This is a genomic window from Nautilia abyssi (assembly GCF_055388085.1).
In genome coordinates this window covers 599440-623355 of the sequence record NZ_AP042376.1, presented here as the reverse complement: position 1 = coordinate 623355, position 23916 = coordinate 599440, and the positions used below count along the sequence as shown (strand labels likewise).

The following is a 23916-nucleotide window of genomic DNA, read 5'->3' as shown; positions in this document are numbered from 1 at the left end:
AATGGATAGAAGAAAATTTCTTAAAACTGCAGGGGTAGGGGCTGTAGCGGCATCTACTTTTACGACGAACCTTTATGCTAGAAGCACTAAAACTCTTAAAATCTGTCTTTCATGGCCGAAGACGCTTCCTATTATGGGAACAAATATGCTCTGGTTTGCTGATAAAGTTAAAGAGCTGAGCGGCGGAAGCTTAAAAGTTAAAATTTATGGAGCAAATGAATTAGTGCCGGCGCTTGGCGTATTTGACGCATGTTCAAAAGGGCTTATTGACGGATTCCATTCAGGACCTTATTACTGGAAAGGTAAAAATATCGCATTTGCACTGTTTAGTTCATTCCCTTTCGGTATGAACGCAAACGAACTTGATTCATGGTTTGATTTTGCCGGCGGAATGGATCATTGGAGAAAACTTTACGCTAAATATAATTTAATTCCGTTTAAAGGCGGTAATACCGGAAACCAAATGGGCGGATGGTTCAGAAAACCTATTAAATCGCTTGCTGATATGAAAGGCCTTAAAATGAGAATTCCGGGACTCGGCGGGGAAGTTATGGCGGAATTAGGTGTTAAACCTGTAAATATCCCGGGAGGAGAAATATACACCGCTCTTGAAAGAGGCGTTATTGACGCTACTGAGTGGGTAGGACCGAGTCTTGATATTAAAATGGGCTTCTATAAAGTTGCTAAATACTACTATTCAGGATGGCATGAGCCGGGAAGTATTCTTGAACTTACATTTAACAAAAGAACTTTTGAAAGACTTCCAAAAGAACATCAGGCTATTCTTACTGCTGCGGCTAACATGCTTCACAGTAAAATATTTACTGAATTCGAATATCAAAACGCAATTCAGCTTAAAAACATTCTTAACGGAAAATATGACGTTAAACTCGGCGTTTTCCCTGACGATGTTAATGAAGCTGCTAAAAAAGCCACAATCAAAATTCTTAACAAATATGCTAACCAGTCAAAAGATTTTGCTACTGTATATGAAAATATTAAAGCATATTTCCCTGTTGTCAGAAAATGGACTGATACGCTTCCTAAATGGTATCTTGATATCAGAGATCAGGGAACTATCGTTGATTAAGAGGATTTTTCCTCTTAATTTTTTATCTTATTATTTGAGTCTGACACTAAAATGTTTTAATGCTTTTTTAGTTTGTTTTGTTATCTAATACTTTTAATCTTATAAATAATTCGAAAATTAAATTAATGTAAATAAAAACTTTCATTATTCGGCAATGACAGGCTTTTATTTATTAAAACCTAATGTGTTTAATTTAATTTAAGGCATTATACAAAATCTTTAAGAACTTCACTGCATAAGGCAAATCCGAAAGCTCCGGTTACTCCTACGAAACTTCCCATTTCGCATTTTACAGGCTTTTCTATAGAATATACAGCTTTAAAATCACCGTTAAATTTTTCTTTTTTTAATCTGTCCCTTACTTTTTTGGCAAGTGGGTCGGTATTTGTTTTCCATATGCTTTCTATTCTTATTTTTGTAGGGTCTATTCTTTTTGCCGCTCCCATTGAGGAGATTATTTTGGGATGAGCTGATTTTATTAAGGCTATTTTTGCGTCAAGATCGTCTATTGCGTCTATAACAATATCATAATGACCAATATTTAAAGACATTATATTTTCGTTTGTTATTTTCATATCGACAGGCGTTATACCGGGATAGAGTCTGGCTAAAACTTCCACTTTTTTTTCTCCGGTATATTCACTGCCTATCTGTCTGTTTTGATTAGTTATGTCAAATGTATCATAATCCACTATTGTAATATTTTTTACGCCGGAGCGGTACAGGCATTCAAGGGCGTATCCGCCGACTCCGCCGGCGCCGCATATTAAAATTTTTAAATCTTTCAAATGTTCGAATTTAGAAAAAAGTTTTCTGCATCTGTCATATCTCATGAAGTTTCCTTGAAAGATTGAGTATATTTATATATTGCTCGGAAAATTCCGGCTTTTTACGGTTTTTATAATAAAATTCGAAATCGTCGGCAAATACCGGGTTATTAAATTTTACACCGATTAATGCTCCTATTTCGGTTGCAAAAGAGTATTTAAGCTCGTCTATTATTTCATATATTTCATTTTCCGGGTATTTTTCGTAATTTAATATTTTATCCCTGTAATAAAGTTTTCCCTGGTTTATATTGTTAAAAATCATATCTTCAACAGGGTAAACCTCGCTTATTCCCGGTATGATAACCTGCAGGGCAAAATACGGATTGGCTTCGTATACTTTAATATATTCTTCTTGTGAAAAAACATCCAAATCATCAAAATCCCATTTTGCGACTTTAAACAGAGGGGTTTTTAAAAAATTGACATGAACGTCTCCGCTTAAATTGACAAAATGTCTGTAAAGATTAAAAGAGTTCTTAACTTCTTCTATATTTTCGTTAAATCTGCCTCTTTCCCTCATTTCCGTTTGCCAGAGTTCCAGGTAGGCTTTTTTTACAGCTTCTTCCCTGTTCAAATCACACCCGAAAGAGAGAATTATTTCTCCGTCTTCTATAAAACTGGCAGCCATTACAGGATATTTACCGTTTAGTGTTGCGTCGTAAATCTGTATATTTTCAGAATTTAAAGGGTGGTCTATTTTAGGCAGTGGCAGTCCGTATTTTATAACGTCAAATTTTACGTATCTTTCAATAATTTCCGTTTTTGCGTTGTAATATGCCGTGTTTAAATCATAATGAAACGCCATACCGTTGCTCGCATACAGGTTTTGCAGAATGTTTATAGGAAAATAGACGGTTTTGGCAGTGGATTTTTCAATAAACGGTATTGATAAAATATCAAAACTGTCGCTGTTAAAATCGATTAAATCTTCTTTTTCCATTTCTTCCGTTTTATAGCGGCGTTTAAGCTTTTCATTTAAAAATTCACCTGTGTGCATATTCGGATAAAGGTTATTGATATAGTATTCTTCAAAATAGTTTCTTGTTATGATTCTTTCACACATTTCACCGTATGCGCTTAGAAGGGCTTTTTGTTCGTTTTCTCCTTTGCCGTAGCTGGTAAAACCTGTTTTATAATCTGTCAGTTTTGAAAGAAAAACGTTTTTTTCCGGATTTGTTACCGAATGTCTGAGATTAAGCCCGAACCTTGTTAAAAAGACATGTAATTTTTCATACATTTATATTCTTTAACTCTTCTATTGTTTCGTAAGCAGTAATGTCCAGTTTTAAAGGTGTTATAGAAACGTAGCCGTTTTTGACTGCAAAAAAATCGCTGTTTTCTTCTTCTTTGAATTTTAAAGGATGCAGACCTATCCAGTAATATTCCTCGCCTCTTGGGTTATGGTGTTTGTGAGCGTCGAATCCGTAGAGTCTGTATCCGAGTTTTGTGACTTTATATCCTTTTATCTCTTTTGTGTTGGGAATGTTTACGTTAAGTATCTGCCTGTGCGGAATATTTATTTTTCCTTCGAGTACTTTTTTCGTAAGCTCTCTTGCAACGTCTGCAGCTTTTGACCAGTCGACTTCAGTAGGCGGAGTGTCATAGCTTTTGAGCACCTGGGAGAACGCTATAGAAGGGATACCGTGAACGGCTCCTTCAAAAGCGCCGGCGGCAGTCCCCGAATAATTTACATCTTCTCCCATATTCGCGCCGTGGTTTATTCCGCTTAATACTATATCGGGTTTTTGTTCTTTAAAAATTTTATCCATTGCAAGATAAACGCAGTCAGCCGGAGTTCCGTCATCAAGCTTATAGAAATTTTTATCTATTTCAATAAATCTTAAAGGTTTGGTAATCGTAAGAGAATGAGAGCATGCGCTTTTATGTGTAGCCGGAGCCACGATATACACTTCACCCAAATCTTTTACGGCGTTAATTAAAACTTCAAGTCCTTTCGCTTCAAAAGAATCGTCGTTTGTTATTAAAATTTTTGGCATAATTCTCCTTAAAAAGGTAGTTAATGTATAAAAAATATCTGCGTCCCGATATATCTTTTAAAATTTTATCAAATTACCCGTTTTATTCAGCCGATATTGAAGAATATTTTGAAAAGTTCAAACAAAGACTTTCCGAATATGACGTGGGAGTGTGGGTTAATGATAAATGGAGAATTGAGAATGGAGAACTGAGAATTACTGATTTAAAAATTTTCAACTCATTAGGTGATGAACTCGGCTGGGAAGATATCGTCTTAAATTATATGAAATCGCTTAATACGTTTATGAGAGAACAGATAGGTGTCTGCATAGATAAAAGTATTCCCAGAACTATAGACAATGAACTTACATATCTTATAATTCAGAGAAAAAATAAAAAAGAATTCAGCGACATGTTTTTTGTCGCAGTTGACGGGGAAGTGATTTTTCCTATGATAAACAAGGAGTTTGACATAAATTTAGCTATAATTAAATTAGCCGAATGGAAAAACAGGGCAGGTATAAAAAATTTGATAAAATTCCAAAATTAATTTTCATAAAGGATGAATATGGCAAAACTTGTATTAGTCAGACACGGAAAAAGCGAATGGAACAAACAAAACAGATTTACGGGGTGGGTTGACGTTGACCTGGCTCCCGAAGGTATAGAAGAAGCCAAAAAAGCCGGTAAAAGATTAAAAGAAGCCGGTTTGAGTTTTGATATATGTTTTTCTTCATATCTTAAAAGGGCGATTAAAACAGGGATTATTATTTTAGAAGAACTTGATCTGCTGTGGCTTGATCATATAAAAGACTGGAGATTTAACGAAAGGTTTTACGGTGCTCTTACCGGGCTTAACAAAGATGAAGTAAAAGCTGAAGTGGGTGAAGAAAAATTTCTTCTTTACAGAAGAAGCTATGACGTTCCGCCTCCGCCGCTAAGCGAGGACGATCCTAGACATCCTAGATTTGATCCTAAATATAAAAACTTTCCTCAGGAACTGCTTCCTAGTACCGAAAGTCTAAAAGACAATCAGATAAGAGCGATGCAGGCGTTTCATGAAAGAGTGGCTCCTCTTTTGGTAGAAGGAAAAGACGTGTTAATTACAGCTCACGGAAATACGATAAGAGGGATGGTTAAAGAGCTTGACGGAATCAGTGATGAAGATATTCCTAAATTCGAAATCGCTACGGGTATTCCAAGAATTTATGAATTCGACAAGGCCCTTCATATACAGAAAGTCTATAATTTAGACTAACTTCTCTTTTCTATTATTTTTACAATAACGGGTGCAAAAAACTCAATCATGCCCGGCGTCGTAACAAGTTCTAAAAATAAAAATTTTAAAGCTAGATAATAATCACCTTTGTTTAATGATGACAAAACAGGCGCTATATCTATTTGGGGGTCGCATTTTATAAGATTTTCCCTTGCCTCTTGAAGCGTGAGCCGTTTTGTTCTTTTGCCTTCCATCAAGGCTTTTAAATTTTCTTTGGCTTTTTCTAAATCATTCATTTTTTATACTTTTTGCAAATATAAACGCTGCAATAAAAAAAATAAATGAAATAACAAAAAGAGCGATAAAATCGGGCATAAATTTTTCCAGCAGTTTATAAAGCCCGAAACAAAAAACACTGAAACCCAATACAAACAAAACGGCAAAAATAAAATAAAAAGCGAAATTTTTCGATAAATAATTCAGCTTTTTTCTCTCTTCTTTAAAAAATTCGCTCCATTCCTGTTTTAAAGCATTGCTCTGCGCTTCAATTAAATCTGATACGGCAAGTAAAAAGTCACTTATTGTAACTTTACTCATGTTTGTCCCCGCAGAATATTTTTCCTATTAAAAAACCTGCTATTCCGGCCACTATAGCCGCACTTAAAGGGTTTTCTTTAATTTTTGATTTTTCAATCAGTTCTTTTGTCTCATTTTTAATTTTTTCCAGTTTTTCAAGTTCTTCCTGCGGAATTAAATCGCTCAGAGTGTTTTTATTTACTTTTTCACTTAAAGTTTTTACCATTTCTTTTAATTCTTCGATCTCTTTTTTTAAATCCTGTTGTTGCATGACGGACTCCTTTTTTTTATATTATAGCACTTTTTGCTTAATAAAGAACATACTTCCGAAAAGCGCACTGAACAGATTGATACTAACTAACATATAAATAATGACTATCTGATAACTTACGGCTTCCAAAGGACTGGCACCTGCGAGCAGCATACCTGTTGTAATACCCGGAATTGCCACAACTCCAATCGTCTGAAGCATGTTGTTAACCGGTATAAGTGCGGCTTTTATAGCCTGACGCTGCATTATTTTCAAAGCTTCTTTTATATTGGCTCCTATGGCGATAAATGCTTCGATAAGCTCTTTTTGAAGTTCTAGTTCGCGTCTTATTCTTTCTATTGTAAGCGTGTATGTGTTTAAAGAATTGCCTATAATCATTCCGGCAATGGGTATAAACTCGTTTGGTTTAAGAGAAATTATTTTAAAAACTATAAGTATCGTCAATATAATAACCGTGCTGAGAGTTAACGACCAAAAAGCCGCTTTAAAACTGAATTCGCTTCTTTTTTTGGCTATATAAGCGGAATATAAAAGCATTGCCAGCACTATAGGAATATAATAAACAGGATTTGTGATTTTAAAAATAAAACCTAAAACAAAACCTAAAGCGGTGAGTTGTAAAAATGCTCTTAGAGAATTTATTAAGAGTTCTTTTTCTATGCCTATTCTGAATTTGTATGAAATTATTAACGGGATTAAAATAAGAATAAAACTAAAGCCGACAAGACTGATTTGCATACAGAGCCTTTTTTTGAAATTTTAACATTTATGAGATAAATTTGATACAATTTCTTAAAAAAAGGGAAGTTATGAAAATTATAAAAACAACTTCTTCAGAGTTTGAAAAAGAGTTTAACGAAATATTAACACGCGGTAAAATGGATATTGAAAATGTTGAGGGAATAGTTAAAAATATAATAAACGAAGTTAAAACAGAAGGCAACATTGCTCTCTTCAGACATATATCAAAATTTGACAAATGGTCTCCCGAAACGGACAGAGAACTTGAAATCTCTGAAGAAGAGATGAAAAACGCATATGAAAACTTAGATGATAAATTAAAAAGCGCTCTTCACCTGGCATTTGACAGAATAAAATCGTATCATGAAAAACAGATGCCCAAAACATGGCTGACTTTTGAAGACAACGGCACGGTATTGGGTCAGAAAGTCACACCGGTTGACAGAGCCGGAGTGTATGTTCCCGGCGGTAAGGCTTTTTATCCGAGTTCACTTTTGATGAATGTTATACCGGCTATTGTAGCTGGTGTAAAAGAGATAGTGGTAACTACGCCCGTTATTGAAAACAAACCGAATAAACTGCTTTTAGGCGCGTTATATATATGCGGATGTCCTAAAACATTTAAAGTCGGAGGAGCCAGCGCCATAGCAGCAATGGCTTACGGAACCGAAACAGTTCCTAAAGTGGATGTAATTACTGGTCCCGGTAATATATTTGTAGCAACAGCCAAAAAACTTGTTTACGGAGAAGTTAATATAGATATGATCGCGGGACCAAGTGAAATAGGTATTATTGCCGATAAAACAGCTAAACCGAATTATATGGCTATAGATCTTCTTTCACAGGCCGAGCATGATGAAATGGCAAGTTCTATAATGATTACAGATTCTGAAGAGCTGGCTTTAAAAACAAAAGATGAGGTGTACAGGTTTTTAGCAGAACTTGAAAGAGAGGAAATAGCGAGAAAATCTATAGAAGAAAGGGGAGCGATAATAATAGCCGGATCAATAGAAGAAGCAATTGATCTTATGAATGAAATTGCCCCTGAACATTTGGAAATAGTTACTGCCAATCCTTTTGATCTTCTTCCTAAAATAAAACACGCCGGCGCCATATTTTTAGGAGAAAATACTCCGGAACCTATCGGGGATTACATAGCGGGGCCTAACCACACCCTTCCGACCGGCGGTACGGCTAAATTTTATTCTCCTTTGAATGTTGAAATATTTATGAAAAAATCATCAATTATTTCATTCAGCAGGGAAGCGATAAAAGAAATGGGAGAAGAATGTGCGCTGCTTGCCCATACCGAAGGACTTACCGCACATGAAAAATCAGTTTTAGAAAGACTTAAATAATTGAGAGAAAAAATACTTTCTTTTTTCTCTTTTGTAAGCGACACAGTATGGAATGTTTTTCCGAGTACGCCTTTGGCATTTCTGGCTTATCTCGGGATTATCACGTTTTTATGCCTGCTGATAATTTTTTATCTCGCAAGAAAAAACAAAAACAAAAAGAAAACCGCTACAAATAAAAATAAAGAGCTGACACTTGAGGATTTGTTAAAAATAGCAAACAATCCAAAATCAACCACATCGGATCTTTTAACCGCATTAAAGCTTTTTAATGAAAATTTTGTAGTTGCGCAAAATAAAGAAAAAAGTTTTGAATTTTTTGAAAAGATTCTTTTTCATAAAAACAGACACAAAAAACTTTTTGATTATTACCACGGAAGTATATTGCCCAAAAATATTACTTTTAAAGACGAACTTGATAAACTCGAAAAAAAAGCTCTTAATAAATAAACTAAATGTTATTTAAAATAAAAATGTGGAAAACGGAAGGTGTAAATCAGTGACAGACACCTAAAGGTGATATAAAAAAAGAAATAGAGATTAAACTCTATCTCTAAGATTAAGAGCTGTAATCACTTCAAGATATTTGTCGTGATCTTTTCTTTTTAAGTATCTCATTAATCTTTTTCTTTGTCCAACTAATTTAAGTAAACCTAGTCTGCTTGAGTGATCGTGTTTGTGTGTTTGTAAATGTTCGTTGATTTCATTGATTCTTTCAGTCAATAATGCGATTTGAACCGCAGGACTTCCAGTATCTTTTTCATCATTTCCGAATTTAGCGATAATTTCTCTTTTTTTCGCCGAATCCAAAGCCATGTCAGCCTCCTGATTGGTAAATTTTCAATTTTCATTGAATTGAAATGAAAGTATACACCTTTTTTGTAAAAAAAGCAAATTTACATTTATGTCTGTTTACGATAAAATTAGCATCAGTTTTATAACCGGAGTGTAAATATGAGAATATTAATTACCGTTTTATTTTTAGTAATGTCGCTTTTTGCAAAAAACGTACTGATTTTAAACTCATATTCCATACAGCTTGCCTGGACTAAAGGAGAGCTTGAAGGTATCCTTAAAACCCTTAGGGGTAAAAAAGACTTAAAAAAATATATAGAATTTATGGATACGAAAATCTTCAGACCTAATCCGATAAGAATGTATAATTATTACAATTATTTAAATAATAAATACAAAGGTATCAAATTCGATATTATCATAACGACCGACGACAATGCATTAAATTTCGTAAGAAAATACAAAAACGACGGTCTTTTTAAAAATGCCAAAGTTTTCTTTTGCGGAGTAAACAACCTTAGTCTTGCGGACATATTGGACAAATACATATATACCGGCGTATTTGAAAAAAAAGAGCCTCTTGAAAATTTAAAATTTGCCGAAAAAATAAAAAAAGATCTAAAATACGTATATATCGTATCTGACGCATCAATTTCAGGTACACTGGTTGTAAAACAGTATCTAAATGCTTTTAAACACATTAAAAATATCAAATTTATAGTTATAAACACAAAAGACCTGAACGAAGTTTTAAATAAGCTGAAAAATTATCATAAAAATTCCGTTATGATGCTCTTAACTCCTTCTAGCTACCATTTAAACGGAAGACATGTAAATTATGTCATAGCCTCCCAGATGATATCAAAAGTATATAACGATCCTATGATCGTACACACCGATATATTTGCAAACATTCCTAATACGAATATTATAGGCGGTAAAGTGACAGATGCCTTTTCACAGGGTGAAGAGGTGGCTAAGAAAGTGCTTGAATATCTTCAGGGCGTTCCGATTGAACACATTCCCTATACATTTGAAAAAGCAAATAAAATGTATTTAAACGTTAAGAATCTGGAAAAATTCGGAATAGATGCTTATTCGCTCGGTTACAAAAACGCAATATATGTCAATAAGCCTACTACTTTCTGGGAGATATACAAAGAGTGGATTGTTACGTTTATCGCTGTTATTGGTGTGATTTTAATATTTTTGATTGTATTGGCATTCAAAAACAGAAAATTAAGACAGTACAACGAAAAGATAAGAGAATTAAACCAGTCATTGGAATACAGAGTTCAAAAAGCTGTTGATGAAATATCAAAAAAAGATCAGATACTTGCACACCAGACGAGACTGGCCGCAATGGGTGAAATGATCGGCGCCATCGCCCACCAGTGGAGACAGCCGCTTAATACGCTGGCCATAAATCTTCAGCTGCTTCCTGAATATGTGGAAGAACACGGATGTGACGAAGACGCACTTGACAAATTCGTGGAAAAAAACATGAAAACAATATTTTTTATGAGCTCTACTATTGATGATTTCAGAAATTTCTTTAAAGATGACAATAAAAAAACGCTATTCAGCGTAAAAGTTGCACTTGAAGACACGTTAAAATTAATTAACGAACAGCTGAAATCAAAAAATATAGAAGTAAAAATAAACGGAGACGATTTTAAAGTATACGGAAGTAAAACACAGTTTCAGCAGGTACTGCTGAATTTAATTTCCAACGCAAAAGACGCAATTGAAGAAAACGGTGTTCAAAAAGGCGAAATTGATATTGTTATTGACTCAAAAAACAAAACAGTATCTATAAAAGACAACGGCGGAGGAATTGACGAAAAAATTATGTATAAAATTTTTGATCCTTATTTTACGACAAAAGAGGTAAAAGGAAGCGGAATAGGGCTATATATGTCAAAAACAATTATTGAAAAATATTTTAACGGCAAACTTGAAGCTTCAAATGCAAAAAACGGTGCAATTTTTACAATAAAGTTTAACTAAAAAAGATAATTTGTGTATAATTTTACAAAAAGGATGAAAGTTGCTGTTTACTAAATCTACCGCATATACATTACACGCACTGGTTGAACTGTCAAAATTCGACAAACCGGTTGATGTTACACACTTGGCTGAAATTACAGAATTACCAAAACCTTTTTTGGCAAAACTTTTACAGACACTTTCTAGAAAAGGTTTTGTTAAATCTTTTAAAGGTATACACGGAGGATTTATTTTAGCCAGAGATCCTAAAGAAATTAAAATTATAGATATCTTTAGAGTTATGGAAGATAAAAATTCTCTTGTGTTTTATTGCTCCAGTGATCCTAAAGACTGTATGAGGGGAAGGGCAAGCATATGTTCTATCAGACCTTTCTTTTCTTTTCTTGAAGACGAATTTTTAAAAATAATACAGCATTATACGCTAGACGACGTAATAAGGATGAAATCTGATAAATAAAGTTAAAAACTCATTAAAAGTATTTAGCGAAATTACCGATTTAGGTGTTGTTGCATTTGTTTTTGCAATACTCTTAATCATTATAGTACCGCTTCCTAGCGGTATACTCGATTTTTTCTTAACTATTTCATTATCTGTGGGCGTTCTTATACTGTTATTAAGTTTATATATTCCAAAGCCTACTGATTTTACTACTTTTCCGACTATTATATTAATTGTTACGTTATACAGGCTTTCGTTGAACGTGGCAACAACAAGAATGATTTTGTCTAAAGGTTACGAAGGACCCGACGCCGTGTCGAAAATTATTACGGCATTCGGTAATTTCGTTGTGGGAGGAAACTACGTAATTGGAATTATAGTTTTTATTATTCTGGTGATTATCAATTTCATGGTTATTACACAGGGTTCTACCAGGGTTGCCGAAGTTGCTGCAAGATTTACACTCGATGCAATGCCGGGTAAACAGATGGCGATAGACGCGGATTTAAACGCAGGACTAATAGACGAGGCGGAAGCTAAAAGAAGAAGAGCGGAGCTTATCCAGGAAGCCAACTTTTACGGGGCGATGGACGGTGCTAGCAAATTCGTAAAAGGTGACGCAATCGCAGGTATTATTATTACACTTGTAAATATTATCGCCGGATTTATGATCGGTGTATTCCAGCAGGGAATGGATTTGGCCCAGGCGGCGTCAACATATACGATATTAACCGTAGGTGACGGTCTTGTGGGACAGATACCCGCATTAATGGTGTCTACCGCTACCGGTATTATCATTACGCGTGCTACAAAAGATGAAACAAATTTTGCCGAAGGTGTTATCAAGCAGCTTATCAGGGATTATAAGGTAGTGATAATAGTAGGCACTATTCTCTTTTTTATGGCATTTATCCCAGGATTTCCTACTGGAAGCATGATATTTGTGGGTTCTGTGTTTTTAATTACCGGTTATTTAATGATGGAAAGCGAAAAAGGTGTCGATCCGATTCAGTCTTTAATTGCCAAATTTAAGAAAAAATCACCGCCTAAGCCTAAAACTCAAAAAGAAAAAGAAGCCGCCAAAGAAGAAGAGCAAAAACCTAAAAAGTCTCCTGAAGAGCTTGCAAAAGAAGAAGAAAAAGTGCTTGAAGACATACTAAAAGTGGAACTTTTGGAGCTTGATATCGGATATCAGCTTATAAAAATAGCCGATCCGAACCAGGGAGGAGACCTTCTTGACAGAATAAAAACAATGCGTAAAAAAATAGCCCAGGATTTTGGTTTTTTAGTTCCTCAAATCAGAATTAAAGACAATCTGCATTTAAAACCTACGGAGTATCAGATACTTCTTAAAGGCGTGGAAGTCGCAAAAGGAGAGATTTTCCCTGACAAATATCTTGCAATGTCAACACCTATGGTTATTGAAGAGATAGAGGGCGAAAAAGTAAAAGAGCCGGCATTCGGAATAGACGCTATCTGGATAGACGAAGAGAAAAAAGAAGAAGCTTTAATGAACGGTTACACCGTTGTTGACGCGTCAACCGTAATAGTTACCCATATAAGCGAAATAATTAAAAAATATGCCGAAGAGCTGCTAACCAGACAGGATGTACAGGCGCTGCTTGACAGAGTAAAAAAAGATTTCCCTGCTATTGTTGACGACGCAATGAAAGTAGCAAACATTGGTCTTATTCAAAGGGTTTTAAAAGCTCTTTTACATGAAAAAATCCCTATTAAAGATATGATTACGATACTTGAAACGATTGCGGACGTTGCCGAATACACTAAAAACATAGACGTAATAGTAGAACATGTAAGAAGCTCACTGAGCCGTGTAATAACCAAGCTTTATGAAAGTGAAGACGGCACACTTAAACTGATAACGTTTGACACTCAGACAGAACAGTATCTGATGAACAAACTTCAGCAGCAGGGTGAGCAGAAGCAGTTTATTCTGACCGTGGCGGAGATGAATAAGCTGGTTGAAGAAATAAGCAACGCCGCTGCAGAAATACTTAATAAAGGCATTGCTCCTGTAGTGCTAATTGTGGATCCGTTAATAAGAAAACCTCTTGCAGAGATTCTTGAAAGATTCGGTGTTGACGTTGTGGTGCTCTCACACGCAGAAATAGACCCTAACGCCAAATTTGAAGTATTAGGCAGCGTTTCTATAAATTTTAACTCTAAAGAGGGTTAATTATTTAAATGCTATAAATGTGGCAAAGTTGTTCCATCTGAATATTACTTCCGTTTCTTTAAATCCTGCGTTTTTCAGCATTTCAATATTTTCCTGCATAGTATAAGGAATAAGTACGTTTTCAAGCGCTTCTCTTTTTTGGGCTATTTCAAATTCGCTGTAACCCATTTTCTTTTTATATTCATAATATATGTCAATCATTGTTTTATTTAATTTTTTATTTTCTGTAATCAGTTTTTCGCTCATTAAAAAAATTCCGCCGTTTTCAAGCGAATCATATATTTTTTTTATAAGTTTTTCCCGTTTTAGAGGTCTTACAAACTGAACGGTGTAGTTTGCTATTATGGCTTTGGCTCCTGAAAGATCGTACTTTAAAAAGTCGCTGTTTACAAATTCGACTTCGGATCCGAAGGCTTTTGCTTTGTTTTTTGCTCTTTTAATCATAGCATCTGAGTTGTCAATTCCTATCAGTTTTAAATTCTTTTTCTTTTTTGAAAGTTCGATTAAAAATGTACCTGTAGAACTGCCTAAATCTATTACTTTATCTCCGTTTTGGAGGAATTTTTTTAAGATATCAATCTGCAGATTCAGATTTTCTTTATAAAAAGGTACGCTTCTGTTTAACATATCGTCAAAAACACTGGCAACTTCCTCGTCGAATTCAAACTGTTTTTCGATAGGTTTGCTGAAAACTTTATCTTCCATTTTTATCCTTTGGTATAATTATGGTAATTTTATCAAAAAGGATTTTTTTATGAAAGACGCCACTTTAGCACTGCATTTCGGATATGAAAAAGATAAACAAAAAACAATGCAGGTGCCGATTTATATGACGACTGCGTATGAATATGAAGATACCGATCATGCTGCAAGACTTTTTGATCTGCAAGAAGAAGGCAATATTTATACAAGAATAGGAAATCCTACGACAAGAGTGTTTGAAAAAAGAATTTCGGCACTTGAAAGAGGAATAGACGCATTGGCAACCGCCAGCGGTATGGCTGCGATATTTTATTCTATAGCAAATCTTGTACAAAGCGGCGATAATGTAATTATTTCCGATAAACTCTACGGAGGAAGTATTACATTAAATACACAGACTTTAAAACAGTTTGGAATAAGCGCAAAATATTTCAATGTACACACTCCGGAAAAACTTGATGAACTGATTGATGAAAAAACAAAACTGATATTAATAGAAAGTGTGGCAAATCCTGCGTTGACTGTGCCTGATTTCGGTAAAATAGTTGAAATTGCGAAAAAACACGGAGTTATTGTAATATGCGACAATACAATTGCCACTCCATACGGAATCAAACCTGTAGAACTCGGTGTAGACATTGTAGTACACAGTGCAAGTAAATATATTGTCGGAAACGGAAGCGCAATAGCCGGCTGTATCATAGAAGCTCCTTTTGCCAAAGATAAGCTTAAAACCGATAGATATCCGCAATTTAACGAACCGGATGAAAGTTATCACGGTCTTGTATATAATGAAAAATTTGATAATCCTTTTATTTCAAGAGCCAGACTTGCTCTTTTAAGAGATTACGGAGCGGTTATTTCACCGTTTAATTCATGGCTTCTTCTGCAGGGACTTGAACATCTGCACCTTAGAATAAAAGAACATTCAAAAAATGCTCTTAAAATTGCAGAATTTTTATCTTCTCATCCTAAAATTAACAAAGTAAACTATCCGCTGCTAAAGTCTGATCCTAATTATCCTTATTCCGAAAAATATTTAAAATATGCGGGTGGAATAGTAAGTTTTGAAGTATCTGATTACGAAACGGCAAAAAATATAGTTAAAAAACTTAAAATTTTTTCGCTTGTCACAAATATTGGAGACAGCAAATCTCTTGCAACACATCCGGCCAGTACAACTCATCAGCAGCTTTCGCATGAAGAGCTTGAAGCTGCAGGAGTTCCTGAAGGTTTAATCAGACTCAGTATCGGACTTGAAGACGTTGAAGATTTGATTAATGATTTAAAGGAAGCCATTGAGGAAACTAATTAATCAGATTTTTTTAATACCAATATTTTTAATTGTATTCGGGCTGATAGTTTTTACTATTTTTTATACTTTTTTTGTTGAAGATTTAACTCAAAAAGAGTTTCAGAAAGTAAATAACGCAGTTTTGAATAATGAAAAATTGATTTTAAAAAACAGTATGAATTCTATTATCGATGCCGTCAATATGATAAGAGTGTCGACTTATCAGACTGCAAACAGAGACCTAAAAGAGATTTTAAATCTTGTTCAAAAAGACTTTATGAATTTTAAATCTAACCGCAAGCAGTTTTTAAAACTGCATGCGACAAGAAATATGTTTTTTTATATTATCTCTAAACAGATAACATACCCTGAACTGTATCAAAGTTACATTAAAGTCGACGGACATAAATATCTGGTATCAAAATATAAAAACAGTGATTATCTTTCTGTAGAAAAAATACTTCCTGACGGCAGCAGGTTCGGTGTGGCTTACAGGCTTGGAATTATCAGAAATATGATTAAAAATGAAATTGTCGAATATATTAAAACAATAAACAAAAAAAACAAATTAAATTATGTAGCTATCGGACAGATTACAAACTGGTTTGCCAAAAAAGGAAAATTCGGGGTAATTATATACCATCCTATTACGTCTTTGATAGGCAAAGAGCTGGACTTGGACAAATCCGATATTAAAGGCAAGTATTATAAAAGAGAGTATTTTAACTGTCTTAAACGAAAAAACGGATGTTTTATCAGCTACTATTATAAAAACCCTAAAACCGGTCTCGAAGAAGAAAAATTTTCGTATTTTACGATTTACAGACCTTATAATTACGTTTTTGTAAAAGGGTTTTATTATTCGCAGGTTATGAAAGACATTAAGTCTATACAGGAAGATATTATTAATGACGTTAAAGAACTGCTGACATTTACTATCGTTCTTCTTTTGCTTTTCGTACTGGTTAGTTTCTTTATTGCATATCTTATTTCCAAAAAAATCATGAAACAGACTATTTCACAGTATGAAAAACTTAAAAACAACTATGAACAGTCCCAAAAAGAACTTATGAAAAGGGTTTATTACGACAGGCTCACATGTCTGCCTAACAGAAATAAACTGATTGAAGATATTGAAAATTATAAATCGGTATGTTTAATTGATATAGATGATTTTTCTGATTTAAACGATATATTCGGATATGAAACAGGTGATGAGATATTAGTGCTTATTGCAAAAGAACTTACTAAAAAATACAAACATGTATACAGAATAGGAAGCGACGAGTTTGCCATAGGTTTAACTTATATCGTTAAAGAAGAAGATTTAAAAGAAATTGTTAGAATGGATATTAAATATAACGATATAAAAATCAACTTTTCAGTCGGAGCCAGCTTTATGAAAGGAAAGCTTCTTGAAACTGCGGAAACAGCACTGAAACTGGCTTATAAAGATAAAATACTTAAATATAAGATATATGACGAAGCCATTCAAGAAGCACAAAAAGAAAGACTTCAGAAACTGCAGCAGCTGCTTGTCGTATTGGAAAACGAAGACATAATTCCTTATTATCAGTGTATAGTGAATAAAAACGGAGAAGTTATAAAATATGAATCTTTAATGAGAATCAAATACGAAAACAGAATAATTTCTCCTGCGGAATTTATGGATCTGATAAAAGAATTTAAACTTTATAACGCTTTTTCAAGAATTATGATAAAAAAGGTTTTTGAAAATATGGATAAATTCAACGGAATTCCGGTGTCTATAAATCTTTCATATATGGATATTTCAAATGAAAAAACGAAAAAATTTATTTATTCTCTGTTGGAAAAACACCAGATATCAAATATAGTATTTGAAATACTAGAAACGGAAAGTATTGAACAGTTTGATAAGGTTATTGAATTTATAACACACGTTAAAAGAGACGGCGTAAAAATTGCAATTGACGACTTCGGAAGCGGATATTCAAATCTTATCAATATACTTTATCTTAAACCGGATTATTTAAAACTTGACGCATTTTTAATAAAAAATATCAACAATGTAATGTATTATGAAATAGTAAAATTTATTGTTGAATTTGCCAATAAATTTAATATAAAAACCATAGCAGAATTTGTAAGCGATAAAGAAAAGTTTGAAATACTAAAAAAAATAGGAATTGATGAGTTTCAGGGATTTTATTTTTGCAAACCGAAACCTTTAGACGAGTTAATATGATAAAATTACATGAAAAAAGGCCAATATGAAAATTGAAACTAAAACAGCCAAATTTACTAAGCCTTTATATTTAGAAAGCGGACGTATACTTGAGCCGTGGCAGATAATTTATGAAACGTATGGCGAACTTAATGAAGAAAAAGATAATGTCGTTCTTATAACCCACGCTCTTTCCGGCTCTCATCATGCTGCCGGAATGTATGAGGGAGACAGAAAACCTGGCTGGTGGGATGGACTTATAGGCGACGGTAAAGCTATAGATACAACCAAATATTTTGTTATTTCCACCAATGTTATCGGCAGCTGTTTCGGCTCAACCTCTCCGATGTCACCGATACAGCCGGGAAGCAGTGAAAGATACAGACTTAAATTTCCTGTAATAACCATTAAAGATATGGTAAAAGCGCAGAAAATTCTGCTTGATTCTTTGGGTATCAGACATTTAAAGGCTATTGTTGGCGGCAGTATGGGCGGTATGCAGGCTTTACGTTTTGCCGTGGATTTCCCAGGCTTTTGTGAAAACATTATTCCTATAGCCACAACGTATCAGACAAAACCTTACGTAATTGCCATTAATAAATCCATGATGGAAGCAATCAGGGCAGACAGTGAATTCAAAAACGGCAATTATGATCCGAAAACAATTAAAGAAAAAGGATTAAAAGGTCTTGCCGCTGCTAGAATGATCGGTTATCTAAATTATATATCTCCAAAAACGTTCGAAAGAAAATTCGGAAGAGAATATGTCAAAACGGACGGTATGTTTGAACTTTTCGGAAGATTTCAGGTTGAGAGCTACCTTGAATACAACGGAGCGATGTTCCCTAAATGGTTTGATCCGTTAAGCTACATATATATTTTAAAAGCTATTTCGTTATTTGACATAAGCAGAGGTTTTAATTCACTGGAAGACGCTTTTTCACATATTTCTGATAAACTTCATCTAATATCTTTTAGCGGAGATACTCTGTTTTTTCCGGAAGAAATGAAAGAGATTAAAAACTATATGGACAAAGTCGGCGGCAGATGTAATTATTTTGAAATAAACAGCGATTACGGGCATGACAGTTTCTTGGTTGAACTGGATAAATTTGATTATATTATCAGTGACATACTTGAAGGTAAATATAAAAAGTAGAATTTAATAAAATATTGAATTTTGAAGGAGTATTAATGCAGGATTTTGAAAAAAAGCTAAATGAAGCCAAAAAACTTCTTGAAAAGCTGAATGATCCGGAAATAACTCTGCATGAAGCTATGGAGTTTTATAAAAAAGGCGTCAAGCTTTTAGAAGAGGCGACAAAAATGATTGAAGAAGCCAAACTGCAGTTTCAAGAAGTAAAATGAAAATTGCGATTCTTCAAAGCGCCGAACTGCCTTTTGACAAAGCCAAACTGAATTATTATTTAAATATCGCCAAAACCGAAGGCGCTAAGCTGTTTGTTCTGCCCGAATATGTTTTAAACAGATTTTTTAAAGAGCTTGAAAAAATTCCGGTTAATTTCATAAAAGAGCAGTCCAATCATCAGCTTAAGCTGTTAAAAAAACTTTCTTTGGTATATAACATCACTATAATAGCACCTTTGATTATTGTAAAAAGCGGGAAAAAATATAAATCTCTTGTCAGATTTCAAAAAGGCAAAGCAAGGTTTTATTACCAGCAGATTTTAATGCCTTATCCTCACTGGAATGAAGATTCCTTTTTTGACAAAAAAGAATCAAAACCTCTCATTTTTTCTATAGGTAATATAAGAGTAGGGGCAATGTTTGGTTTTGAAGCCCATTTCAGTAAATACTGGGATTATTTTTCAGAAAAAAAAGCCGATGTGGTTATTGTTCCGAGTGTAGGGACGTTTAATTCGTCAAAAAGATGGTTTGAGCTTTTGAAAACGTTTGCATTCATAAAAAACGTATATGTAGCCCGCGTAAACAGGGTAGGCAGCTGGAACGAATGGGAGTTTTACGGTGAAAGTTTTGTATTGAGTCCTGACGGAGAGCTTATAAATTCACTTGGAAACAAAGAAGAGCTTTTAATAACAAATATAGACAAAAATCTCGTTAAAGAATCAAGAAGGGAATGGAAATTCGGACAGTTAAGCCGCAGGCTTACACTGTTTGAACCTGAGTGCCCTTAGTCAAATATTTCTAAAATTTCGTATGCCGTGTTTCTTTTAGCCGGGATTTCCCCCACGTCTTTTATCAGTTCTATCATTTCCTGCTGATTCATTGCATTCTGTGCTCCGGCGCTTCTTACAACATTTTCTTCCATCATGGTGGAACCCAAATCGTTTGCCCCGTACTGCAGTGCAAGCTGACCGATATAGCTTCCCTGGGTAACCCAGCTGGATTGTATGTTTTTGAAATTATCCAAGAAGAGTCTGGCAACGGCCAGATATCTTAAATATCTGTTTGAGGATGTTTTTTTAGTTACGATTCCTTCATTGTAAAGTGCTGTATTGTAAGGCTGAAAACTCCACATAATAAATGCTCTGAATCCTCCGGTTTCATCCTGCAGTTCTCTGATAAGATTCCAGTGTTCGACGATTTCTTCAATAGTTTCTACTGTTCCGAACATCATTGTGGCTGTTGTTTTCATACCAATCTGGTGAGCCGTTTTATGAATTTCAAGCCATTTAGAGGTATCGATTTTTCTTGGAGCTATTATATCTCTTACTCTGTCGCTTAATATTTCGGCTCCTGCACCGGGAATTGAGCTTAATCCTTTTTCCTTTAATCTCTCAAGCACTTCTTTAATAGATATTTTTGATATTTTTGCAATATAGTCTATTTCAGGCGCAGAAAACCCGTGTATGGTAATTTGCGGATATTTTTTATGGATGTGCTCTACAAGGTCTTCGTAAAAATCTATTTTGAGATTAGGATGAACACCGCCCTGAAAAAGTATCTGTGTCCCTCCTATTTCAATAAGTTCATCAATTTTTTTATCTATTTCTTCGAAACTAAGCACATAAGCGTCTTTGTCTTTTTTGTGTCTGTAAAAAGCACAGAATTTACAATCTACCCAGCACATGTTTGTATAGTTTATATTTCTGTCTACAATAAATGTGGTTATTTTTTTGGGATGAAGTTCTCTTTTTTTAGCCAAAGCCATTTCACCAAGTGTAATCAGGTCTTCATTTTTAATCAATTCAACGGCTTTTTCTTTTGTTAATCTCAAAATTACTCCTTTTTTTCAAATAATTTTGTATAATTCATTAAATTTGGTTTTTTCCGATAATAACAAAAAAGGTTTAAGAATGGAAGAAATAATAATAAAAATTTCCGAAAAAGCAATGCAAGAGTTGAAAAAAGCTCATAAACCCCCGTATCCTCTTTATTACAAGAATGTTTTCATATCTTTAGTCAAACAGGAAGGAATTTTTGAAGAGCTTAATCCTAAACTCATGTGTGTAGAACCTGATCTTAATGAAATGATTTTACATAAAACAGTTCAGACAATTAAAGAAGTAAACAACGTTTCAAAAGAGATCAAGCAGGACTCGGAAAGTCTTATAGAAGAAGTAGCCCCTATGCAGGTTGATGACATAAAAGAAGTGATAATGCAGTTTAGTGCAAATTTACTTCAAAAAATTAACAGACTTGAAGACACTGTCCATGCACTTGAATCTGAACTTGATAAAGCATATAAAGAGCTTTTAATAGATCCTTTAACAAAGGTTTATAACAGAAAGGCTCTAAATAAAGATTTAAATTTGATTTTGGAAAAAGGAAAAGATAAAAACCTTGATCTGGTAATTGCTATTCTTGATTTAGACCGTTTTAAAGAAATCAACGACAAATACGGTCATTTAGTAGGTGACTTTGTTTTGATTAAAATAGCAAACATTATTAAAAAACTTATAAGAAAAGAAAATAAAATTTACAGATACGGCGGAGACGAATTTGTTATTATCTTCAACAGAATGACAATGGCTCAAGTAAGACCGATTATTGAAAGAATAGTGAAAAAAATAGAAGCCACACTTTTAAAATATAAAGAGGATTTGATTAATGTTACAGTGTCTGTGGGGCTTACACAGCATAAAAAAGGCGATACGTTTGAAGAAATTATCAAAAGAGCCGATCATGCACTTTATCAGGCTAAAATCAGCAGAAACGGTTATGAAATAAAGGAATAATATGAGTATATTTGACGGAATTATTATAGCTATAACGCTTATACTGGCAATAAAGGGCTATTTTAACGGTATTATAAAAGAAGTTGCCGGCCTTATAGGTATTATCGGAGGTCTGTTTTTAGCTTCTAAATTTTTTCATCAGACGGGAATTTATATAAATGACCATCTTTTTAACATACCTAACAAATCGGCTGTTGATCTTGTCGGATTTATTGTTGTTTTTGTAGGTTTTTGGGTGTTGGCCGTTTTTGTAGGATTTTTACTTGGAAAAATACTCAAGTTAAGCGCTCTTGGAGTGCTGGACAGAATTTTGGGTTTTATTTTTTCGGGAGCAAAATTCTTTTTGCTTGTAAGTATTATAATTGCAATGCTCTGGCAGGTTGCGTTTATCAGGGAAAAAATGAAGAATGTGACTAAAAACAGTTTTTTATTTCCTGTTTTAGTTAAAATTGGCAAAAAAATCATAAATATTACACCTCAGGATTTAGAAAAACTGGGGAAAAATGTTAAAATTTCATACCTAAAACATACAAAGGATACACTGAATGTTTAGTAACGAATATGTAAAACTCAGAATGCAAAAAGCTGATAAGTTAAAAGAAGCCGGTATTAATCCTTACGGACACAATGCCGCAAGAGATACAAAAATCGCAGAATTTTTAGAAAAAAACAAAGATGTTGAAAATTTAGAAAACAGACGCGACGAAAACAGAAAATTTACTGTTGCCGGAAGAGTTAAATTTTTAAGACTTATGGGTAAAGCCGCATTTTTTAAAATTGAAGATATGAGCGGCATATTACAGGTATATATGTCAAAAAACGAACTTGGAGACAAATTCAATCTTTTAAAGAAAAATCTGGAAGTAGGGGATATCGTTGAAGTTACAGGGTATCCGTTTGTAACAAAAACGGGAGAGCTCAGTATTCATGCTGACGATGTAAAAATCCTGACAAAAGCAATACATCCGCTTCCTGAAAAATTCCACGGGCTTACAGATGTTGAAACAAGATACAGACAGAGATATCTTGATATGATAATGAATAAAGAGGTAAGAGACACGTTTTTATTAAGAAGCAAAATTGTTTCATTGGTTAGGGAATTCTTCTTAAAACACGGATTTTTGGAAGTTGAAACACCAATGCTTCACACTGTTGTGGGCGGTGCTAACGCAAGACCGTTTATGACACACCATAACGCTTTAGATATCGATATGAATCTTAGAATTGCACCGGAACTGTTTCTTAAAAGACTGATTGTAGGCGGATTTGAAGCTGTCTTTGAATTAAATAGAAACTTCAGAAACGAAGGTATCGACCAGACTCACAACCCGGAATTTACAATGATAGAGTTTTACTGGGCGTATCACACAAAAGAAGATTTAATGAAATTAACTAAAGAACTGTTTGATTATCTTTTTGAAAAATTAAATCTTCCTAAACAGCTTCAGTACGGTGATATGACTATTAATTTCGACAACTGGACAACTATTACATATAAAGACGCACTGGTAAAAATCGGAAATGTTCCAGAAGAGATACTTGAAGATGCGGATGCAATGAAAAAATATTTAAAAGAAGCCGGGGTAGAGCTTGAAGAGCATATTGATTCTAAAGGAAAACTATGGGCGGAACTTTTTGACGAGTTTGTAGAAAGCAAACTTATAGATCCGACTTTTGTAACTGATTTTCCTATTGAAATTTCTCCACTTGCAAGAAGAAGCGACGAAAATCCTGAAATAGCCGAAAGATTTGAGCTGTTCATTGCAGGACGCGAAATAGCTAACGGATTTAACGAGCTTAACGACCCTCTTGATCAGTATGAAAGATTCAAAGCTCAGCTTGAAGCTAAGGCTAAAGGTGATGAAGAAGGTATGGAAATGGATGAAGACTACATTAGAGCACTTCAATACGGCATGCCTCCTACCGCAGGTGAAGGTATAGGTATAGACAGACTTGTGATGCTTTTAACAAATTCACACTCTATTAAAGATGTGATACTGTTCCCGACTATGAAACCTAAAAAAGAAATTCAAAACGAAGACGACGTAAAATAA

At 34.2% G+C, this 23916-nt stretch carries 26 protein-coding genes; 16 read left to right on the top strand and 10 right to left on the bottom strand.

Features of this window, described 5'->3' with window-relative positions; genetic code table 11:
- Position 1 precedes the first annotated feature (1 nt).
- Positions 2-1090, top strand: coding sequence for a TRAP transporter substrate-binding protein (locus tag ACZ5EP_RS03125; RefSeq protein ID WP_127680262.1), 1089 nt, complete (start codon positions 2-4; stop codon positions 1088-1090).
- A gap of 206 nt (positions 1091-1296) precedes the next feature.
- On the opposite strand, the gene ACZ5EP_RS03120 is transcribed toward ACZ5EP_RS03125, so the two are convergent.
- From ACZ5EP_RS03120 to surE, 3 genes are read right to left on the bottom strand one after another with little or no spacing between them, the layout of a single operon-like run.
- Positions 1297-1923 carry a tRNA threonylcarbamoyladenosine dehydratase gene (locus tag ACZ5EP_RS03120; RefSeq protein WP_464509390.1) on the bottom strand — a complete coding sequence of 209 codons (627 nt, stop codon included), beginning with the start codon at positions 1921-1923 and terminating at the stop codon, positions 1297-1299.
- Positions 1913-3157, bottom strand: a complete 1245-nt coding sequence (locus ACZ5EP_RS03115) for a YcaO-like family protein (RefSeq protein ID WP_464509389.1) — start codon at positions 3155-3157, stop codon at positions 1913-1915. Before ACZ5EP_RS03115 ends, ACZ5EP_RS03120 begins: the two co-directional genes overlap by 11 nt.
- Complete coding sequence (gene surE, locus ACZ5EP_RS03110; RefSeq protein ID WP_464509388.1) at positions 3150-3917, bottom strand: 5'/3'-nucleotidase SurE; 768 nt, start codon at positions 3915-3917, stop codon at positions 3150-3152. The genes ACZ5EP_RS03115 and surE overlap by 8 nt, the downstream gene beginning before the upstream one ends.
- A 23-nt stretch (positions 3918-3940) precedes the next feature.
- Between surE and ACZ5EP_RS03105 the strand changes: the two genes are divergently transcribed.
- Positions 3941-4447 (top strand): stationary phase survival protein SurE, encoded by a 507-nt coding sequence (locus ACZ5EP_RS03105; RefSeq protein ID WP_464509387.1) that lies wholly within the window; start codon positions 3941-3943, stop codon positions 4445-4447.
- 18 nt (positions 4448-4465) lie between these two features.
- Positions 4466-5155: a 2,3-diphosphoglycerate-dependent phosphoglycerate mutase gene (gene gpmA, locus ACZ5EP_RS03100; RefSeq protein ID WP_464509386.1), complete on the top strand. Its 690-nt coding sequence runs from the start codon at positions 4466-4468 to the stop codon at positions 5153-5155.
- Here gpmA and ACZ5EP_RS03095 read toward each other — a convergent pair.
- From ACZ5EP_RS03095 to ACZ5EP_RS03080, 4 genes are read right to left on the bottom strand one after another with little or no spacing between them, the layout of a single operon-like run.
- Entirely contained in the window at positions 5152-5412 is a 261-nt protein-coding gene (locus tag ACZ5EP_RS03095) for a hypothetical protein (RefSeq protein ID WP_127680275.1), read from the bottom strand. The two genes, gpmA and ACZ5EP_RS03095, sit on opposite strands and share 4 nt — an antisense overlap.
- Positions 5405-5713, bottom strand: coding sequence for a hypothetical protein (locus ACZ5EP_RS03090; RefSeq protein ID WP_127680277.1), 309 nt, complete (start codon positions 5711-5713; stop codon positions 5405-5407). Before ACZ5EP_RS03090 ends, ACZ5EP_RS03095 begins: the two co-directional genes overlap by 8 nt.
- Positions 5706-5963 (bottom strand): hypothetical protein, encoded by a 258-nt coding sequence (locus ACZ5EP_RS03085; protein WP_127680279.1) that lies wholly within the window; start codon positions 5961-5963, stop codon positions 5706-5708. Before ACZ5EP_RS03085 ends, ACZ5EP_RS03090 begins: the two co-directional genes overlap by 8 nt.
- Positions 5964-5984: 21 nt before the next feature.
- Positions 5985-6701, bottom strand: coding sequence for an ABC transporter permease (locus ACZ5EP_RS03080; RefSeq protein WP_464509385.1), 717 nt, complete (start codon positions 6699-6701; stop codon positions 5985-5987).
- A 71-nt stretch (positions 6702-6772) separates the two neighbouring features.
- Here ACZ5EP_RS03080 and hisD point away from each other — a divergent pair, with 71 nt between their 5' ends.
- Together hisD and ACZ5EP_RS03070 are read left to right on the top strand one after the other, a co-directional pair.
- Positions 6773-8062 (top strand): histidinol dehydrogenase, encoded by a 1290-nt coding sequence (gene hisD, locus ACZ5EP_RS03075; RefSeq protein WP_464509384.1) that lies wholly within the window; start codon positions 6773-6775, stop codon positions 8060-8062.
- Positions 8063-8509, top strand: a complete 447-nt coding sequence (locus ACZ5EP_RS03070; RefSeq protein ID WP_464509383.1) for a hypothetical protein — start codon at positions 8063-8065, stop codon at positions 8507-8509.
- 90 nt (positions 8510-8599) lie between these two features.
- Here ACZ5EP_RS03070 and rpsO read toward each other — a convergent pair whose 3' ends face one another.
- The gene (rpsO, locus tag ACZ5EP_RS03065) at positions 8600-8875 is read right to left on the bottom strand and encodes a 30S ribosomal protein S15 (protein ID WP_127680287.1); all 276 of its coding nucleotides are present in this window, start codon (positions 8873-8875) and stop codon (positions 8600-8602) included.
- Between the two features lie 138 nt (positions 8876-9013).
- Between rpsO and ACZ5EP_RS03060 the strand changes: the two genes are divergently transcribed.
- Genes ACZ5EP_RS03060 through flhA form a run of 3 tightly spaced genes read left to right on the top strand, consistent with a single transcriptional unit; the run spans position 9014 to position 13500 of the window.
- On the top strand, positions 9014-10864 hold the full coding sequence (locus tag ACZ5EP_RS03060) for a sensor histidine kinase (protein ID WP_464509382.1): 1851 nt from the start codon (positions 9014-9016) through the stop codon (positions 10862-10864).
- Positions 10865-10904: 40 nt separating this feature from the next.
- Complete coding sequence (locus ACZ5EP_RS03055) at positions 10905-11321, top strand: RrF2 family transcriptional regulator (protein WP_127680291.1); 417 nt, start codon at positions 10905-10907, stop codon at positions 11319-11321.
- Positions 11311-13500 (top strand): flagellar biosynthesis protein FlhA, encoded by a 2190-nt coding sequence (flhA, locus tag ACZ5EP_RS03050; protein WP_464509631.1) that lies wholly within the window; start codon positions 11311-11313, stop codon positions 13498-13500. Before ACZ5EP_RS03055 ends, flhA begins: the two co-directional genes overlap by 11 nt.
- Here the strand turns inward: flhA and cmoA are convergent, their stop codons facing one another.
- Positions 13501-14205 carry a carboxy-S-adenosyl-L-methionine synthase CmoA gene (cmoA, locus tag ACZ5EP_RS03045; RefSeq protein ID WP_464509381.1) on the bottom strand — a complete coding sequence of 235 codons (705 nt, stop codon included), beginning with the start codon at positions 14203-14205 and terminating at the stop codon, positions 13501-13503.
- A gap of 49 nt (positions 14206-14254) precedes the next feature.
- Here cmoA and ACZ5EP_RS03040 point away from each other — a divergent pair, with 49 nt between their 5' ends.
- The 5 genes from ACZ5EP_RS03040 to ACZ5EP_RS03020 are packed head-to-tail and all read left to right on the top strand — an operon-like array spanning position 14255 to position 19858.
- Positions 14255-15517: an O-acetylhomoserine aminocarboxypropyltransferase/cysteine synthase family protein gene (locus ACZ5EP_RS03040; protein WP_464509380.1), complete on the top strand. Its 1263-nt coding sequence runs from the start codon at positions 14255-14257 to the stop codon at positions 15515-15517.
- Positions 15501-17723, top strand: coding sequence for an EAL domain-containing protein (locus ACZ5EP_RS03035; RefSeq protein WP_464509379.1), 2223 nt, complete (start codon positions 15501-15503; stop codon positions 17721-17723). Before ACZ5EP_RS03040 ends, ACZ5EP_RS03035 begins: the two co-directional genes overlap by 17 nt.
- Before the next feature lie 25 nt (positions 17724-17748).
- Positions 17749-18861, top strand: coding sequence for a homoserine O-acetyltransferase MetX (gene metX / locus ACZ5EP_RS03030; protein ID WP_127680301.1), 1113 nt, complete (start codon positions 17749-17751; stop codon positions 18859-18861).
- 35 nt (positions 18862-18896) lie between these two features.
- Positions 18897-19070 (top strand): exodeoxyribonuclease VII small subunit, encoded by a 174-nt coding sequence (xseB, locus tag ACZ5EP_RS03025; protein ID WP_127680303.1) that lies wholly within the window; start codon positions 18897-18899, stop codon positions 19068-19070.
- The gene (locus ACZ5EP_RS03020) at positions 19067-19858 is read left to right on the top strand and encodes a carbon-nitrogen hydrolase family protein (protein WP_464509378.1); all 792 of its coding nucleotides are present in this window, start codon (positions 19067-19069) and stop codon (positions 19856-19858) included. The genes xseB and ACZ5EP_RS03020 overlap by 4 nt, the downstream gene beginning before the upstream one ends.
- Here ACZ5EP_RS03020 and ACZ5EP_RS03015 read toward each other — a convergent pair.
- A complete protein-coding gene (locus ACZ5EP_RS03015) occupies positions 19855-20901 on the bottom strand; it encodes a dehypoxanthine futalosine cyclase (protein WP_127680307.1) in 1047 nt (348 codons plus the stop codon). The genes ACZ5EP_RS03020 and ACZ5EP_RS03015 overlap by 4 nt on opposite strands.
- A gap of 79 nt (positions 20902-20980) precedes the next feature.
- On the opposite strand from ACZ5EP_RS03015, the gene ACZ5EP_RS03010 reads away from it, so the two are divergent.
- Genes ACZ5EP_RS03010 through lysS form a run of 3 tightly spaced genes read left to right on the top strand, consistent with a single transcriptional unit; the run spans position 20981 to position 23916 of the window.
- Positions 20981-21862: a GGDEF domain-containing protein gene (locus ACZ5EP_RS03010; protein ID WP_464509377.1), complete on the top strand. Its 882-nt coding sequence runs from the start codon at positions 20981-20983 to the stop codon at positions 21860-21862.
- Between the two features lies 1 nt (position 21863).
- On the top strand, positions 21864-22415 hold the full coding sequence (locus ACZ5EP_RS03005) for a CvpA family protein (RefSeq protein ID WP_127680311.1): 552 nt from the start codon (positions 21864-21866) through the stop codon (positions 22413-22415).
- The gene (gene lysS / locus ACZ5EP_RS03000) at positions 22408-23916 is read left to right on the top strand and encodes a lysine--tRNA ligase (RefSeq protein WP_464509376.1); all 1509 of its coding nucleotides are present in this window, start codon (positions 22408-22410) and stop codon (positions 23914-23916) included. The genes ACZ5EP_RS03005 and lysS overlap by 8 nt, the downstream gene beginning before the upstream one ends.